This window comes from Clostridium sp. Cult1 (genome assembly GCF_021655095.1).
In the GTDB taxonomy this organism is placed as follows: Bacteria; Bacillota; Clostridia; order Tissierellales; family Tepidimicrobiaceae; genus Schnuerera.
The window spans coordinates 2,464,449-2,481,816 of the sequence record NZ_PPXW01000001.1; the positions used below are offsets into that span (position 1 = coordinate 2,464,449).

The 17,368-nt window shown below is 32.1% G+C and carries 18 protein-coding genes; all 18 read left to right on the plus strand.

The window, feature by feature from the left end; translation table 11 throughout:
• The first annotated feature begins 10 nt into the window (after positions 1 to 10).
• The 18 genes from C3E89_RS12300 (at position 11) to orr (ending at position 17,270) form a co-directional block, all read left to right on the plus strand.
• Positions 11 to 739, plus strand: a complete 729-nt coding sequence (locus C3E89_RS12300; protein ID WP_236913236.1) for a DUF881 domain-containing protein — start codon at positions 11 to 13, stop codon at positions 737 to 739.
• A 16-nt stretch (positions 740 to 755) separates the two neighbouring features.
• A complete protein-coding gene (locus C3E89_RS12305) occupies positions 756 to 1,484 on the plus strand; it encodes a DUF881 domain-containing protein (protein ID WP_236913237.1) in 729 nt (242 codons plus the stop codon).
• Position 1,485: 1 nt separating this feature from the next.
• Positions 1,486 to 1,833 carry a small basic family protein gene (locus C3E89_RS12310; protein WP_236913238.1) on the plus strand — a complete coding sequence of 116 codons (348 nt, stop codon included), beginning with the start codon at positions 1,486 to 1,488 and terminating at the stop codon, positions 1,831 to 1,833.
• Between the two features lie 104 nt (positions 1,834 to 1,937).
• On the plus strand, positions 1,938 to 3,011 hold the full coding sequence (ftsZ, locus tag C3E89_RS12315; protein ID WP_236913239.1) for a cell division protein FtsZ: 1,074 nt from the start codon (positions 1,938 to 1,940) through the stop codon (positions 3,009 to 3,011).
• Positions 3,012 to 3,179: 168 nt separating this feature from the next.
• Entirely contained in the window at positions 3,180 to 4,076 is an 897-nt protein-coding gene (gene spoIIGA, locus C3E89_RS12320; protein ID WP_236913240.1) for a sigma-E processing peptidase SpoIIGA, read from the plus strand.
• Between the two features lie 20 nt (positions 4,077 to 4,096).
• On the plus strand, positions 4,097 to 4,801 hold the full coding sequence (gene sigE, locus C3E89_RS12325) for an RNA polymerase sporulation sigma factor SigE (protein WP_236913484.1): 705 nt from the start codon (positions 4,097 to 4,099) through the stop codon (positions 4,799 to 4,801).
• 166 nt (positions 4,802 to 4,967) lie between these two features.
• On the plus strand, positions 4,968 to 5,741 hold the full coding sequence (gene sigG, locus C3E89_RS12330; protein WP_236913485.1) for an RNA polymerase sporulation sigma factor SigG: 774 nt from the start codon (positions 4,968 to 4,970) through the stop codon (positions 5,739 to 5,741).
• Between the two features lie 98 nt (positions 5,742 to 5,839).
• Entirely contained in the window at positions 5,840 to 6,082 is a 243-nt protein-coding gene (locus C3E89_RS12335) for a YlmC/YmxH family sporulation protein (RefSeq protein ID WP_236913241.1), read from the plus strand.
• Between the two features lie 69 nt (positions 6,083 to 6,151).
• Positions 6,152 to 6,607 (plus strand): transcriptional regulator NrdR, encoded by a 456-nt coding sequence (gene nrdR / locus C3E89_RS12340; RefSeq protein ID WP_236913242.1) that lies wholly within the window; start codon positions 6,152 to 6,154, stop codon positions 6,605 to 6,607.
• 17 nt (positions 6,608 to 6,624) lie between these two features.
• Positions 6,625 to 7,380, plus strand: a complete 756-nt coding sequence (gene pgeF, locus C3E89_RS12345; RefSeq protein WP_236913243.1) for a peptidoglycan editing factor PgeF — start codon at positions 6,625 to 6,627, stop codon at positions 7,378 to 7,380.
• Positions 7,381 to 7,400: 20 nt separating this feature from the next.
• Positions 7,401 to 8,816 carry a sigma-54 interaction domain-containing protein gene (locus C3E89_RS12350; RefSeq protein ID WP_236913244.1) on the plus strand — a complete coding sequence of 472 codons (1,416 nt, stop codon included), beginning with the start codon at positions 7,401 to 7,403 and terminating at the stop codon, positions 8,814 to 8,816.
• A 190-nt stretch (positions 8,817 to 9,006) separates the two neighbouring features.
• Complete coding sequence (gene ord, locus C3E89_RS12355; protein WP_236913245.1) at positions 9,007 to 10,053, plus strand: 2,4-diaminopentanoate dehydrogenase; 1,047 nt, start codon at positions 9,007 to 9,009, stop codon at positions 10,051 to 10,053.
• A 63-nt stretch (positions 10,054 to 10,116) separates the two neighbouring features.
• On the plus strand, positions 10,117 to 10,422 hold the full coding sequence (gene ortA / locus C3E89_RS12360; protein ID WP_236913246.1) for a 2-amino-4-oxopentanoate thiolase subunit OrtA: 306 nt from the start codon (positions 10,117 to 10,119) through the stop codon (positions 10,420 to 10,422).
• 1 nt (position 10,423) lies between these two features.
• Positions 10,424 to 11,842: a 2-amino-4-oxopentanoate thiolase subunit OrtB gene (gene ortB / locus C3E89_RS12365; RefSeq protein WP_236913247.1), complete on the plus strand. Its 1,419-nt coding sequence runs from the start codon at positions 10,424 to 10,426 to the stop codon at positions 11,840 to 11,842.
• Between the two features lie 11 nt (positions 11,843 to 11,853).
• On the plus strand, positions 11,854 to 12,219 hold the full coding sequence (locus C3E89_RS12370; protein ID WP_236913248.1) for an ornithine aminomutase subunit alpha: 366 nt from the start codon (positions 11,854 to 11,856) through the stop codon (positions 12,217 to 12,219).
• A complete protein-coding gene (gene oraE, locus C3E89_RS12375) occupies positions 12,219 to 14,435 on the plus strand; it encodes a D-ornithine 4,5-aminomutase subunit OraE (RefSeq protein ID WP_236913249.1) in 2,217 nt (738 codons plus the stop codon). Before C3E89_RS12370 ends, oraE begins: the two co-directional genes overlap by 1 nt.
• On the plus strand, positions 14,425 to 15,786 hold the full coding sequence (locus C3E89_RS12380) for a GlmL-related ornithine degradation protein (protein WP_236913250.1): 1,362 nt from the start codon (positions 14,425 to 14,427) through the stop codon (positions 15,784 to 15,786). The genes oraE and C3E89_RS12380 overlap by 11 nt, the downstream gene beginning before the upstream one ends.
• 419 nt (positions 15,787 to 16,205) lie before the next feature.
• Positions 16,206 to 17,270, plus strand: a complete 1,065-nt coding sequence (orr, locus tag C3E89_RS12385; protein WP_236913251.1) for an ornithine racemase Orr — start codon at positions 16,206 to 16,208, stop codon at positions 17,268 to 17,270.
• Positions 17,271 to 17,368: the final 98 nt, after the last annotated feature.

The following is a 17,368-nucleotide window of genomic DNA, read 5'->3' on the forward strand; positions in this document are numbered from 1 at the left end:
GGGGAATTGTATGAAAAGGAAAAATGGTCAAATTGCAATTACATTGGTTTCCTTATTTTTAGGCATTATTTTAGCGATACAGTTTAAAACCGTTAGTAAGACCGTTGGTGAAGGAGTTTTACCAACCCAAAGAGCTCAGCAATTAGCTATTGATCTAAAGAAAGCACAAGAAGAAAGGGATGCGGCTATTAATGCTTTATACGAAGCTGAAAATAAAATTAAGCAATATGAGAAAGGAGAAGCTGATAATAATGTCTATGCTGAAAACTTATATAAGGATTTGGAAAAATACAGAATATTAGCAGGTTATGTGGATTTGGAAGGTCCAGGAATAGTTCTGGAAATCCAAGAGCCTCCTGCTGATGTTCAGTTTGGTTTAGAATATAGTATAGTAGATGACATAGATTTAATACTTCAAACTGTTAGTGTATTAAATGCTGCAGAAGCAGAAGCGATTTCTATTAATGATCAAAGATATACTGCTTTCACTGAAATAGAAAGAGCAGGGGATCATATAGAGGTGAATGGAGTATCCATAAATTCACCTATTGTCATAAAAGCCATTGGAAATCCTGAAATTTTAGAATCAGCTCTATCCATAAAGAGAGGAATTGTTTGGACATTAAAATACTATGATTATAACGTTTATTTGGCTAAAGAAAAAAATATAAAAATACCAAAATATAGGAAATTAATAGAATTTGTATATTCACAACCTGTCGAAGATGAGGCCAATTAAAATTTGGGGGATTTACATGAAAAGAAATAATAAACCTAATTTAGCAGTTTTTGCTTTTTCTGTATTATTGGGTATTTTTATAGCAATTCAGCTTAAACAAAATATACCCAATTTTGCACCTGTTACATTGAATTCAATTCAAGCCACTAAAAGTGAAATAAATGCAATAAATAAAGAAATTGAAGAATTAGGAGTAATGCTAGAAAGTAAAAATGCTCAAATTGAAATGTTAGAAAGTATAGCTAGTGGTGATGAAAATATTATAGATATATTACAAGCTGAATTAAGCAAAAACCAATTGGTTGCAGGATTAAAAAAAGTTCAAGGACCAGGTATCATAATAAAAATGGAAGACAACATGTCTGAAGAAGCTTTTGGTCAAGAATATAATTTGGATATAATTCATGATGCAGATGTGTTAAGAATAATTAATGATTTAAGAGGTGCTGGAGCTGAAGCAATAAGTATAAATGACCAAAGGGTACTATCCATTTCAGAAATAAAATGTGGAGGGCCAATTATTAGAATTAATGGAAGAAGTGTAGGAACACCATTTTATATTAAGGCCATAGGTGAACCAAAATTGTTGAATGCAGCAATAAATGCACCAAATACTTATGGATATGCTTTAAAAACTATAGACAAACTTAATATTGAAACCACTATAGAAGATAATATTATAATTCCAGGATATAATGGAAGATTTAGTTTCAAATACGCCAAACCATCAAAAGAAGGTGATTAATATGTTTTTTGCTTCAATAGGTATTTTAATTGGTATAGCAATAGGCCTTATATTGCCATATACTTATAATGTTCAATACTCTTTATATATCTCAGTGGCGATTCTAGCTTGTCTAGATTCTGTATTTGGTGGGATAAGAGCTAATCTGGAGAATAAATTTGATTTAGGCATTTTTATGTCTGGTTTTTTTGGAAATGCTATTTTGGCTGCATTTTTAGCTTATATTGGAGATAGACTTGGAGTCCCACTATATTATGCTGCAATCTTTACCTTTGGAGGAAGATTGTTTGAAAACTTTGCAAGTATTAGGCGTATTGTGTTTAAAAAAAGATTTAAAAACCAAGAATAGTATGTTAGCAGTAATATTGTTAAATTTGAACAATTTTTATGGTTCGAGGAAAAGTTTAATGTTAAGAGAAAAGTACGCAATAAATAAATAAGGGGGTTAAATCTATGTTTGACTTTGATGTAGATGTTGAAGAATTTGCAAAGATAAAAGTAGTTGGTGTGGGCGGTGGTGGAAATAACGCTGTAAATAGGATGATTGATTGTGGAGTTAGAGGTATTGATTTTATTGCAGTTAATACTGATAGACAAGCCCTTTATTCATCAAGAGCTGAACAGAAATTACAGATTGGAGAAAAGCTTACCAAAGGATTGGGGGCTGGCGCCAACCCAGAAATTGGGATGAAGGCTGCTGAAGAAAATAGAAACGAAATTACTGAAGCTCTAAAAGGTGCAGATATGGTCTTTATTACAGCAGGAATGGGTGGCGGTACAGGTACAGGAGCTGCTCCAATAATTGCGGAAGTAGCAAAGGAGTTGGGTATACTTACTGTAGGAGTTGTTACTAAACCTTTCACTTTTGAAGGAAGAAGAAGACTAATCCATGCTGAAAAAGGTATAGAAGAGTTAAAGACTAAGGTAGATACTTTAGTTACTATCCCCAATGATAGATTACTCCAGGTAGCTGAAAAGAAAACTACTATGGTACAAGCTTTCTTAATGGCAGACGAAGTACTTAAGCAAGGTATACAAGGTATATCTGATTTAATTGCTGTTCCTAATCTAATAAATTTAGATTTTGCCGATGTAAAAACTATAATGTATAATCGTGGCATCGCCCATATGGGTATTGGAAATGCTTCTGGTGAGAATAGAGCTGTGGAAGCTGCTAAACAAGCCATAAAAAGTCCATTACTAGAGACTTCTATAGATGGAGCTAAAGCTGTGTTATTAAATATTACTGGAGGAGAAGATTTAGGATTATTTGAAGTCAATGAAGCTGCTGATTTAATAAGGCAAGCTGTAGATCAAGATGCAAATATAATATTTGGAGCTGGAGTAGATGAATCATTAAAAGAAGAAATAAAAATAACAGTAATTGCGACAGGATTTGATGTGGAAAGAGGTAGAAGAAGGGAACAAATACTAGAGTTTAATACTGAAGAAGAAAGTGCTGCAACTAAGGATTTTCAACTGGACGATTTGGATATTCCACCTTTCCTGAGAAAAAAAAATAGATAGTTTTTTTATACTTAAATGTCAAAAAACGTTTCTCAAAACTGAGATGCGTTTTTTTTATTTATTAAATAATGACAAATTTTTACTCATCGATAATATATAATAGACATAAATTTAAAATTAATTGAATAAGCTTTTAGTATAAGAATTTCATATAAAGGAGGTATTCTATTGTATATCTATGCTGAATACCTGTTAATAGAAAATATAATAATTAATTTTATAATATTATATGTAACAAACAAGATAACAAGAACAAAAACTAGTAAATTAAGATTATTCATTGCAGCATTAGTAGGGTCCATTTATACATTAGTTGCTTTTTTTCCATCCTTAGAATTTATGGGTAAATTTATAATAAAATTCTCTGTGTCTATATTGATGATAATACTAGCTTTCAATCCAGAAAGGTTAAATAGTTTTCTAAAACAACTATCAACTTTTTATTTGACTTCTTTTGTATTTGCAGGTACAGTAATTGGAATTTTCTATATTTTAAATAACAAATTTACTTTTTCTAAGTTTTCATTTGGTAACTCTAATGAATTAATTATGTTTTTAACTCTAGGTATAGGGTTGGCAATTATTTTAATTAGGAGTATCCTTGAAAATTTTTTAATAAAAATTAATAAAGAAAATTGTATAACTAATATAACCATTAGTTTAAATAATAAGGAAATAGATCTAACAGCATTAATTGATACAGGAAACTCTCTAAAGGAGCCAATATCACAGAAACCAGTTATAATAGCAGAATTTACCGCGTTAAAAGCAATACTTCCGGAGCTAGTCATAAGGGTATATACTCAAAACAACGACTTAGACCTAAATTTAATTGCCAAAGTTATGGAAGAATTAGGTGATGAAATAAAACTAAGATTGATACCCTTTAAATCCCTAGGAAATGATAATGGTATATTGATTGGTTTTGTACCAGATAGTATAAAAGTTTATTTGGATAATGGAATTAAAAAGTTAACGGATGAGATTATCGTTGCTATATATAACGATAAATTAGCAACAGATGAACAATATAATGGATTATTACATCCAGAAATATTAGGTTAGGGGGAGAGGTTTTGAAAAAAATGCTAATTGGAATTAAACTATTTTTTTACAAGGTGTTGGCAAAGGTAAGGTTGTTGAAAACTAATTATTATATAGGTAGTGGTGAAGTTCTTCCACCACCATTAAAACCTGAAGAAGAAAGTTATTTTTTAAAAAGATTAAAATATGATGATAGTATAAAAAGTGTACTCATTGAAAGAAACTTAAGGCTAGTTGTTTATATTGCAAGAAAATTTGAAAATACAGGTATTTGCATTGAAGATCTAATATCAATTGGAACCATAGGATTGATTAAAGCAGTAAATACTTTTAATCCAGATAAGAATATTAAGCTTGCTACTTATGCTTCTAAATGTATAGAAAATGAGATCCTCATGTATTTAAGAAGGAATAATAAACTAAGATCAGAAGTTTCTTTGGATGAACCTTTAAACGTAGATTGGGATGGAAATGAATTGTTATTATCTGATATATTGGGCACAGAAAGAGATATTATTTTTAAATTTCTTGAAGAAGAGGTAGATAAGGAATTATTAAATCAAGCCATTAACAAACTTTCAGGTAGGGAAAAAACGATAGTAGAATTGCGATTTGGTCTCAACAATGGAAAGGAAAGAACTCAAAAAGAGGTAGCAGATATACTAGGTATATCTCAATCCTATATATCTAGATTGGAAAAAAGGATAATTAAACGACTGAGAAAGGAAATGGTACGATTAATGTGACAGATGGTGATTTCTGTCACTTTTTTATTTTTATGAATCCTATTGGATTATAGTAATTATTTAAGAAAAATGGATGGTTTTACCAAAGACAAATTGAATAAAAAAGCAAAAGGAGGCAATAATTTTAAATGAAAAGGGGCAAAACATGTGGAAAGGAATGAAGGCTGTGCACACTAATAAGGTAGAAATTTGCGGGGTAAATACTTCAAAATTACCAGTACTTACAAACGAAGAAATGCAAGAACTATTTATTAAAATAAAAGCAGGAGATATGAAGGCGAGAGAAAAATTCATACAAGGTAATTTGAGATTAGTTTTAAGTATTATTCAAAGATTTAATAGAAGAGGAGAAAATGCAGATGATCTATTTCAAGTAGGATGTATAGGGTTAATAAAAGCTATAGATAATTTTGACTTAAGCCAGAATGTAAGATTTTCTACCTATGCAGTACCAATGATTATAGGAGAGATCAGAAGATACTTAAGGGATAATAATTCTATAAGGGTAAGTAGATCATTAAGAGATATAGCCTATAAAGCTTTACAAGCAAGAGACCATTTAGTTAATAAGAATCTAAAAGAACCAACTATTATGGAAATAGCAGAGGAACTAAATCTACCAAAGGAAGAAGTAGTTTTTGCCCTAGATGCAATTCAAGAACCTATATCTTTATTTGAGCCAATCTATCATGACAGTGGAGATGCTATATATGTAATGGATCAAGTGAAAGATGAAAAATCAGAAGATGAAGTGTGGCTTCAAGGAATTGCTATTAGAGATGCCATAAGTAAACTTAATAAAAGAGAAAAGCTTATATTAAACCTTAGATTTTATGAAGGGAAGACTCAAATGGAAGTAGCTGAAGAAATTGGCATATCGCAGGCTCAAGTTTCTAGGCTAGAGAAAAACGCATTAAGACAGATGAGAAAATTGATTTAAATAAATAAAACAAGGATCGTTACCCCACAAAATATTAGGTATATTTTCCATGAAGGTTTAAATATATATATAGAGAGTACTAGAAAAGAGGTGGGGTAATGATTAACTTATCAGAAATGAGGGAGAAAGAAGTAATCAATATAAGAGATGGGGTGAAAATTGGTCTTATTTATGATTTTGAGATAGATTTAGAAAATGGTAAAGTAGTTGCAGTAATAATACCTGGTCCTGGGAAAGTTTTAGGTCTATTTGGGAAGAATAAGGATTTATTAATAGAATGGAAAAATATAGTGCGAATTGGTACCGATGCAATTTTAGTAGACATAGATACGGAATACTAATCAACTAATTAGACAATTGGAAAAGGATATATTATAATCAAGTTGGAGATATTGTTAGGAGGTGTTAGGATGCATTGTCCATTTTGCAATTATCATGAAACCAAAGTAGTAGACTCAAGACCTACTGATGAAGGACAAGCTATTAGAAGAAGAAGAGAATGTCTGAAATGTACAAAGAGATTTACAACTTATGAGAAGATTGAAAAAATACCTTTAATAGTAGTAAAGAAGGATGGGAATAGACAACCTTATGACAGGAATAAAATATTAAATGGAATTTTAAAGGCTTGTGAAAAAAGACCTGTACCTTTAAATATAATTGAGGAAACGGTAGATGAAATTGAGAAGGAACTATATAACTCTATGGAGAAAGAAGTAACTAGTCAACATATTGGAGAGATGATTATGAATAGACTAAAAGGAATCGATGAGGTATCATATGTAAGATTTGCATCTGTTTACAGACAGTTTAAAGATATAAATACATTTATGGAAGAGTTGAATAAATTATTGAATGATGATTAAATTTGATGAGGTGAGACATGGCTATTATAGAAAAGCATAAGAATGGAATTATGTATTATCAATTCGACAGATTTGTAGACATTAATGATATTAATCATCTTTTCACTTCTAAAGTAGGGTGGGATAATGATAGCTTCAAAGCTAGTATATCTGATATATTTCAGATTCCTGAAGAAAACATTATTAGTTTAAAACAAATTCATAGTACTAATATAGAAATTATTGATAAGAGATTAGAAAATTATTGTGAAATATCGAAACTAGAAGCAGATGGTTTAATCACAGATTTAACAGGTATAGTATTAACCACCTATCATGCTGATTGTGTTCCAATTTATTTTTATGATATGAAAAATAGAGTCGTAGGAATTGCACATGGAGGATGGAGAGGTACCTTTAATAATATAAGTGGCAAGATGATAGATATGATGACAACTAGATATAATTCAAATAATAAGGATATATTAGTAGGGATAGGGCCTTCAATAGGGCCGTGTTGTTATGAGATTGGTCAGGAGTTAGCTAATGAGTTTTCTGAAAAATATAACAAGTTTCCCCGTATATTGATTAAAAGAGATGGAAAAGTTTTTTTAGATTTATGGAGGTTGAATTATTATCAAGTAGAAGAAAAAGGAGTTCATTGTGGTAATATTATATTATCTAATACATGTACTAGCTGCCAAGTAGAAAATTTTCATTCTTATAGGAGAGATAAAGGTACTAAAAGTAGGATGATTGCTGCTATTGGGTTGACTGTAAATCCTAAAGATTAATTGATATAAAGGATGATTTTATGGGCAAAAAAGATCTAAACTTATTGGTGCTGCAAAATATTTTGCAGCATACAGACATAGGGATACATGTAATTGATAGTAATAGAAAAACAATATTGTATAATGAAGCTATGGCTAAATTAGAAGGTTTAAAAATTGAACAGGTAATAGATAAAAATTTATTGGACATATTTCCTAGTTTAAGCGAAGAAACTTCAACTTTAATAAAAGTATTAACCATAAAAGAACCTATCCTAGACAAGACTCAAACTTATATCAATTTTAAAGGGGAAAGTATTACTTCCATAAATTCAACCATTCCCCTATTTTGCAAAGATGAAGTAGTAGGTGCATTGGAAATAGCTAAGAATATAACTTATCTTAAGAGGTTGTCGGATAAACTGATAGATCTTCAACAAGAATTAAAAATTGCAAACAAAAAAGGCAATAATGGAAATAAGATTAAATACTATACATTTAAAGATATAATTGGGAGTAATAAAAAAATGACCCAGGCTATTGAAATAGCTAAAAGTGCTGCTTCTTCTCCATCATCCGTATTAATATATGGAGAAACCGGGACTGGAAAAGAATTATTTGCCCAAAGCATCCATAATGGTGGTAATAGAAGAAATAAACCCTTTATTGCACAAAATTGTGCTGCCATTCCAGAAACTTTATTGGAGGGTATATTATTTGGCACGGAAAAAGGAGGATTTACTGGTGCAGTTGAAAGGGAAGGAATATTTGAACAGGCCAATGAAGGCACCCTTTTATTAGATGAAATCAATTCTATGTCCCTTGGATTACAAGCAAAATTATTAAGAGTTCTTCAAGAGGGATATATTCGCCGCATAGGTGGAATTAAGGATATACCTGTTGATGTTAAAATAATTGCAACTACTAATGAAGAACCATTAGAAAGTATTAAAAATGGTACCTTAAGGAAAGATTTATATTATAGATTAAATGTAGTATATATAAATATTCCTCCTTTAAAAGAAAGAAAAGATGATATATTAACTTTAGTTAATCATTTTATTACTAAATATAATTATATATTAGGTAGAGATATAGCCGGTATAGATGGAGAAGTTCTAGAATCTTTTTATAATTATTCTTGGCCTGGTAATGTAAGAGAACTTGAAAACTTTATAGAATCAGCTATGAATTATGCCCCGATCCATAGGAGGTATTTACAAAATGAGGATTTTATATCCTGTTCTAATATTTTTAGCAATAATATAATTATTAAAAATAATACTTCGATTATAGATACTTCCTTACCCAATTATTTGGAAGAGATTGAAAAAGAGATAATAATCAAAACTTTGAAGGCTAACGAGAATAATATTTCTAAAACTGCAAGAAAATTAGGTATTAAGAGACAGACTTTACAGCACAAAATTAAAAAATATTCATTAACAGCAAAATAGTTTGCGTCTGATGCAAACTATTTTGCTGTTAAATCATTAATATTTTAAGTTATCAATGAATAAATGGCATTTAATGAGCATTTTATAAAGAAAAATAAGGCCCATTAATTTTGAAATATTGGCAACGTTTTTGCATGTAATAATAAGTGAAATATATAGATAAAGTATAAGAACTTATGGAGGTGTTTATATGAGAAAGGAAAATGTAAAGGTAATCCTATGGGGAATAGGTGCAATGGGAAAAGGAATGGCAGAAATGCTCCTCAATAAAAAAGGAGTAGAAATAGTAGGTGTAGTAGGTAGAACTTATAGACTTGGTAAAAGTATGTATGATTACTTAGATGTTGAAAGAGGAGACAGGCCAGATATAATTATTGGTGAATACGATAAAGTGATTACTGAAAAAGCGGCAGATGTAGTTATTATAGCTACAGATTCTTTTACAAGAGATACTTTTGATAAAATAAAGTATTGTTTAGAAAACAAAATAAATGTTATTTCTACTGCAGAAGAAATGGCTTATCCTCAGGCCCAAGAACCTGGCCTTGCTAAAGAAATGGATCGAATAGCAAAGGAAAATGGTGTTAGCGTATTAGGCACAGGAATTAATCCAGGTCTTATAATGGATTTGCTGGTTATTACTTTGACTGGTGCTTGTATTGATGTGGAAAGTATTAAAGCGGAAAGAGTTAATAACCTTTCACCATTTGGACCAGCAGTAATGCATGGTCAAGGGGTAGGATTGACAGTAGATGAATTTAATAGAAGAGTAAATGAAAATGATTTAGCAGGTCACGTTGGATTTCCTGAATCTATCACTATGATTGCTGATGCATTAGGTTGGAAGTTAAGCGATGAAATAGAATTAAGCAGAGAACCAATTGTATCTAATGTATATAGAAAAGCTCCTCATGCTGAAGTTAAACCGGGAGATGTTGCTGGTTGTAATATGAAAGGATATGGAAAAGTAGATGGAGAATTAAAGATTGAAATGGTACACCCTCAACAAGTTGAACCCCAGCTAGAAGGTGGAACTACTGGGGATTATATTACTATTAAAGGTACCCCTGATATAAATATGTCCATTAAACCTGAGGTTCCCGGAGGCATAGGAACAATTGCTATGTGTGTTAATATGATACCTCATATAATCAATGCTTCACCAGGACTTAAGACTATGATCGACTTACCAGTACCAAGAGCTATAATGGGAGATATGAGAGATTTAATCGATTAACAATTGATGATTGTAAGGGCGACCTTTGGTCGCCTCATAAAAATAAGAAAGGTAGGGATATGAATGGATGCTAAACGAGGCGATTGGGTAAGGATTCATAATATAGTATTAGAAGCTGGAGATAGGGCTCCAAATATACCAGAAGATACACAAAATGTACCTCTTGAATTTTGGACTAAAGGTTTTTTACTTAGCGAAGAGGCTAATATAGGAGACAAAGTACAAATAGAAACCTATATCGGAAGAAAGGTGGAAGGGACACTAATAGAGGTAAATCCTTATTATGATCACGATTTTGGAAAATGTGTACCCGAGCTATTGTATATTGGTAGGCAAGTTAGAAGCTTGATAGAAAAGGATGGTGAATAATATGGCTAAGGATATGAGTTTTGAAGCTGTAATGGGAAGAAATAGCGAGATAATGAAGAAAGCAGTTGGAATAGATTACAATGTTTTTGAATCTGGTAGTATTGCTTTCGATTACGAAAAGATGATGAGGGAAACTGGATATAGCCTTCAGGAAATAGAAAGAATCCAAAAAGATACTGGAGTGGGGAATACGCCAATATACGAACTACGTAACTTAACTAAGCTAGCAAGAAAATTTGCACCAGCTGGTAAGGGAGCTAGAATATTTATAAAGGACGAAGCTGCTAACCCTTCTGGAAGCTTTAAGGCTAGAAGAGCTGCTACCAGTTGTTATCATGCAGTGAAATTAGGTTATCAAGGAGTTATTGCTGCTACCAGCGGCAATTATGGGGCTGCTGTTGCATCACAGGCGGCTATGAGAGGATTAAAATGTATTATAGTACAAGAGTGTTACGATTCTAAAGGTATAGGACAGCCAGAAATAATTGAAAAGGCAAGGAAATGTGAGGCTTATGGAGCTGAAGTAGTTCAACTAACTGTAGGACCTGAATTGTTCTATACTTTCCTAGTGTTATTAGAAGAAACGGGTTATTTTAATGCTTCATTATATACGCCTTTCGGAATAGCTGGAGTAGAAACTTTAGGCTATGAACTTTCTATGCAATTCAGAGAAAAAGAAGGCAAGGATCCAGATGTTGTAGTTATTACCAATGCTGGTGGTGGAAACCTAACTGGAACAGCTAGAGGTTTAATTAAGGCTGGAGCTACTGATACTGAAATTGTAGGAGCGAGTGTAAGTCTTCAAGGGCTACATATGGCTAGTGATACCCAATTTAATAAGAAATCTTTTACTACAGGTCATACAGGCTTTGGAATTCCATTTGCTACTTGGCCAGATAGGTCAGATGTACCTAGATCTGCAGCGAGACCATTAAGATATATGGATAGATATGTTACAGTGAATCAGGGCTCAGTATTTTATATGACAGAAGTATTGGCACAGTTAGAAGGCTTGGAAAGAGGCCCAGCAGGCAATACATCTTTAGCAGCGGCATTTAAATTGGCCCAGGAGTTAGATGAAGACAAGATAATCGTAGTACAAGAAACTGAATATACTGGTGCAGGAAAACATATCCAACCCCAATTAACTTTTGCTAAGGAAAATGGAATTGAAGTATTAATAGGAGACCCATCTGAAGAAATACCTGGTAAGAATATTATATTGCCTAAGAATCCAGGGTATATAAAAACTGAAGAAATCGATTTAAATAGAACAAAAAGATCCTATATTAGGAACTGTATCCAAAATACCAAAGTAGAGAAGGTATCCAAGGAAGATTTAGAATTTTTAATTGAAGATACTAAATCCAATGAAGAATTTGTTAAAAAGGTATTAGATGAATTTGGGGTAGAATATTAGGAGGTAAGGATATGAAGAGAGAAGATGATTTTCAGAAGAGAAGGAAGCATTTAGCTAATTTAAGTGAAGAGGAATTAGAAGCTAGATTTTGGGAGTTAGCCGAAAAGATAGTTGACCCTTTAGTAGAAATATCTGAAAAAAATACTACTCCATCTATTGAAAGATCCGTTTTACTAAGAATGGGATTTTCTAGTTTAGAATCCAAAGCAATAGTTGAAGGTGCAATTGATAGAGGATTATTAGGAAAAGGTGCCGGACATTTAGTATATAGATTAGCAAAGGATAAAGAAATGGATATAAGGGAAGCGGGATTAAAACTAGCAAATGGAGAAATGTGGGATGATGTATTGGACATTTTTAGGGGAGGTGAAAATTGATGGATTTAAAACCAAATGAAAAGTTGAATATTGAAAATATATTGAAAGATTTAGATAAATATAGACCTAGAAGAAGAGGATGGACTTGGAGAAAAGGTGTAGGAGAAAAAAGACAAATGGGGAAATTTGAATACTATGATACATCAGAGCCTCTTGAGAATAGTCAACCTTTACCTGCAGCAAAGTACTTTGATAAAATTGATCCACAGCCTAAGTCAGTAATTACTACAGAAATTGCATCAGGTAGATTTGAAGATGATATTAGACGTATGAGAATGGCAGCATGGCATGGTGCTGATCATCTAATGGTAATTAGGACTGCTGGTCAAAGTCATTATGATGGACTAATAGAAGGTACACCTCAAGGAATAGGTGGGATACCTATTACTAGAAAACAAGTAAGAGCCCAAAGAAAGGCGCTAGACATTATAGAAGATGAAGTAGGCAGACCCATTAATTACCACTCCTATGTATCTGGCGTAGCAGGTCCAGAAATTGCGGTTATGTTTGCAGAAGAAGGAGTAAATGGTGCTCACCAAGACCCTCAATACAATGTATTATATAGAAATATAAATATGGTAAGGTCTTTTGTAGACGCTGCTAGTGCAAAGAAGATTATGGCATGGGCAGATATTGCACAGATAGATGGTGCTCACAATGCTAATGCTACTGCTAGAGAAGCGTGGAAGGTAATGCCAGAGCTAATGGTGCAACATGCTATTAACTCTATGTTTTCTGTAAAGGTAGGTATGAAGAAAGAAAATATATGCCTTTCTACAGTGCCACCAACAGCACCACCGGCTCCGTGTATGAGATTAGATCTACCTTATGCTGTAGCTTTAAGGGAACTTTTCTATGAATATAAGATGCGGGCTCAAATGAATACAAAATATATGGAATCCTCTACAAGAGAAGCTACAGTAACTCATGTATTAAATTTATTGATATCCCAGCTTACTAGAGCAGATATACAATCTACTATTACTCCAGACGAAGGAAGAAATGTACCATGGCATATCTATAACATAGAGGCAGTAGATACTGCTAAACAAGCTTTTGCAGGTATGGATGGATTAAATGAAATGATAGAGATAAAAAGGGATGAAGGTGAACTAGCAGATAAGGTTAGGGAATTGAAAGAAAGAGCAATACTGTTTATGGAAGAGATTATAGAAGTCGGAGGTTATTTTAAAGCAGTAGAAGAAGGTTTCTTTGTAGATTCTGGCTACTATCCTGAAAGAAATGGAGATGGAATTGCAAGAAAAATTGATGGAGGTATAGGTGCAGGTACAGTATATGAAAGAGATGAAGATTATATGGCACCTGTAACTGCTCATTTTGGTTATAATAATATAGCTCAATATGACGAGTCTGCAGTAGATAATCCATCTAAATTAATAGATGGCTCAACCTTTGAAGACCCAGATAAGATTATCTATATTGATGAATTAGATGAAAATGATAATGTTTATTTAAGATTAGAAGAAACAAAAGAGTTAAGAAATACCTCTAAAATTAGACCTGAAATGGAATGGTTAGGGGATGGAATAGTCTTAATGACTCTATTTTTACCAGCAGAAGAAAGGGTAGCTGAATTTGCTGCTTTAGAGATTGGTAAGAAATTGGGGTTAGAAGATTGTGAAGTAATTCATAAAGAAATAATGCAGGAAGCAGAAGGTACAAGAATTGAATTAAAAGGTAGAGTAGATTTTACCATAGATATTAATGATTTAGTAATCCCACCAAAACCAGAAGTATTAACGGAGGATGAGATTAGACAAGATATAGAAGATAGGCCTATGAAAGTAGTAGCTGGTACAGTTGGTGAAGATGAACACTCGGTAGGATTGAGGGAGATAATTGATATTAAACATGGTGGAATTGAAAAATATGGAATAGAAAGCCATTATCTAGGCACTTCTGTCCCTGTTGAAAAACTAGTTGATGCTGCAATAGAAATCGATGCAGATGCGATTTTAGCTTCCACAATAATTAGTCATGATGATATTCACTATAAGAACATGAAGAAGTTACATGAATTATGTATTGAAAAAGGGATTAGAGATAAAATTATCCTATTAGCAGGTGGGACTCAAGTGTCTAGTGAGTTAGCGGTAAAGAATGGTATGGATGCGGGCTTTGGTAGAGGTTCTAATGGTGATCAAGTAGCAACATTTTTAGTGAAAAAGAGAAGAGAGATGAAAGATGAAAATTGATTTACTGGTGGCGGAAATAGGAAGTACCACTACGGTAGTAAATGCTTTTAATCTAACACCTTGTCCTAGCTTCATTGGACAAGGGCAAGCAGCTACCACAGCCGTTGATGGGGATGTTAATATTGGTTTAAAAGATGCCATTGAGAATCTAGCCCATAATTTAGGAGAGGATAAGATTGTATACGATGAATTAATAGCAACTAGTAGCGCTGCTGGTGGTTTAAGAATGACCGTCCATGGGTTGGTATATGATATGACGGTTAGGGCTGCTAAAGAAGCAGCTTTAGGTGCAGGAGCTAATATTAAGTACATTACTGCAGGAAAATTGAGGGATTCGGATCTAAAAAAGATTAAGGAAATAAAACCTAATATTATTCTCATAGCTGGTGGTGTAGATTATGGAGAAAGAGATACAGCTCTTTACAATTCTGAACTAATAGCTCAGTTGGATTTAAATATTCCAGTAATATATGCAGGAAATATTGAAAATCATGAAGAAGTTAAGGAGATTTTTGAAGGCAAAAAATCGGAACTATATATAGTTGAAAATGTGTATCCTAAAATAGATGAATTAAATATTGAGCCTACAAGAGTTGTTATCCAAAACGTATTCGAAAAACATATAATCAATGCCCCTGGTATGCAAAAAGTTAGAGATATGGTTACAGGTACTATTATGCCTACCCCAGGTGCGGTTATGGAGGCCTCTAATCTACTTTACGAAGAAATAGGCGATTTAATCACCATAGATGTAGGGGGAGCTACAACAGATGTCCATTCTGTAACTGAAGGCAGTGAAGAAATATCTAGAATATTAATTAACCCAGAACCTTTAGCTAAAAGAACAGTAGAAGGAGATTTGGGTGTCTATGTTAATATGCATAACATAGTTAATATGGTAGGAAAAGAGGAATTAATAAAGGAATTAAATATCTCTATGGAAGAATTTGAAAGATTAATTGAAAATCATAAGCCAATACCGGAAACAGAATTAGAAAAATCCTTTATAGAAAAATTGACCCTTCATGCAGTATTAACTGCAGTAAAAAGACATGCTGGGCAGTTAAGATATCTATACGGACCTGGTGGTAAGACAACTTTAGCAGAAGGTAAGGATTTAACAAAAGTAAATACAATTATTGGTACAGGTGGTGCATTAACAAGATTATCCAATAGAATCAAAATATTACAACAAATTTCTTTAAGCGGTAAAGGCAATGAATTACTACCATCTAAAGAAGCAAAAATACTTATAGATAATGAATATATAATGGCTTCCCTAGGAGTAATGTCAAGAAAATATCCAGAAGAGGCGTTAATACTGTTGAATGATAGTCTTGAGCGTAAATAGTGTGGAAGGTGGCTGTTCAGATATTTTTAAAGCAGCCACCATTAATATAGTATATTAGTTTTGAAATTTTGGGGAAGGAGTTTTATGTTAAGAGAATGTTGTAATTGTGGGACAAAAATATCATTTTTAAACTTTTATAAACAATATATTTCTAAAAATAGATTCAGATATATTTTTACAAAATGTGGAAAAGAATATGGAGTGAACATCGGTTGTAGAATAATCAGTGTAGTAATATTTATTCTTTTATATGCTTACCTAGTTTTTAAAAGCAATTTTACGTTTCCCCTAAAAATGTTTTTGATGTTATTATATATCTTAATATTTGAACCATTATTATCAATATTATTTAAATATGAAGTTTAAACAAAAATGTCCTATGATTTTCCAAACGTTGATCTAAAGTACAGGAGGTTATTATGTATTATCCTAAAATTCAAATAGATCTAAAAAAGTTAGACCATAATGTAAAAACAATAATAGATCTATGCAAAAAGAAAGATATAGAAGTAGCAGGAGTTACGAAAGTCTTTTGTGGACATCCTGAAGTTGCACAAGCTTATGTTGATAGTGGAGTAAGTTATTTGGCAGATTCTCGAATTGAAAATTTAGTAAAATTAAAACAGTTTAAAATACCTAAAATTCTATTAAGATTACCTATGATATCTGAGGTAGAAAAAGTAGTTGAATATGCAGACATATCTCTTAACTCTGAATTAAATACTATAAAGGAATTATCAAAAGCAGCTATGGAAAAGGATGTTAATCATAAAATATTATTAATGGTTGATTTAGGTGATTTACGAGAAGGATATTTTGATGAAGATGAAATATATAGGGTAACAGAAGAAATTTTAAAATTAGAAGGCATTAAATTGTTAGGTATAGGAACTAACCTAACCTGTTATGGGGGAGTAATACCTAGTAAATTAAATTTGGGAAGGCTTACAGAGATAGGAAAAAAGATAGAAAATAGATTTAATATTAATTTAAAAATAATTTCTGGAGGTAACTCTAGTAGTCTACATTTATTATTAAATGATATCCAAATACCAGAGGTAAATATGTTAAGATTAGGAGAATCTTTAGTATTAGGGTTAGAAACTGCCTATGGAAATAGAATTGAAAACACTTATGATGATGTTTTTCAATTGACAGTAGAGATTATTGAAATAAAAGAAAAACCATCTTTACCTATTGGTGAAATAGGAAGAGATGCCTTTGGAAAAATTCCTTCCTTTGAGGACAAAGGTATAAGAAAACGTATGATAGCCGCCATAGGAAAACAAGACGTGGATTTTGATACTCTAATCCCACAAGACTCAGGTGTTACAATACTCGGAGGAAGTAGTGACCACTTAATATTAGATGGAACTGATAGTGAAATAGATTATAAAGTTGGAGATAAAATTAGATTTAACCTTAGTTATGGAGGAATTTTAAGAACCATGACATCGGAGTATGTAAAAAAGGAATTAATATAATTAATTGGTAGTAAATAATGAATTATAGGGAGGACTCTAGTCTCCCTTTAATTTTATTTAATTGACTATATTAATTATCTATTATATTATGAAATATA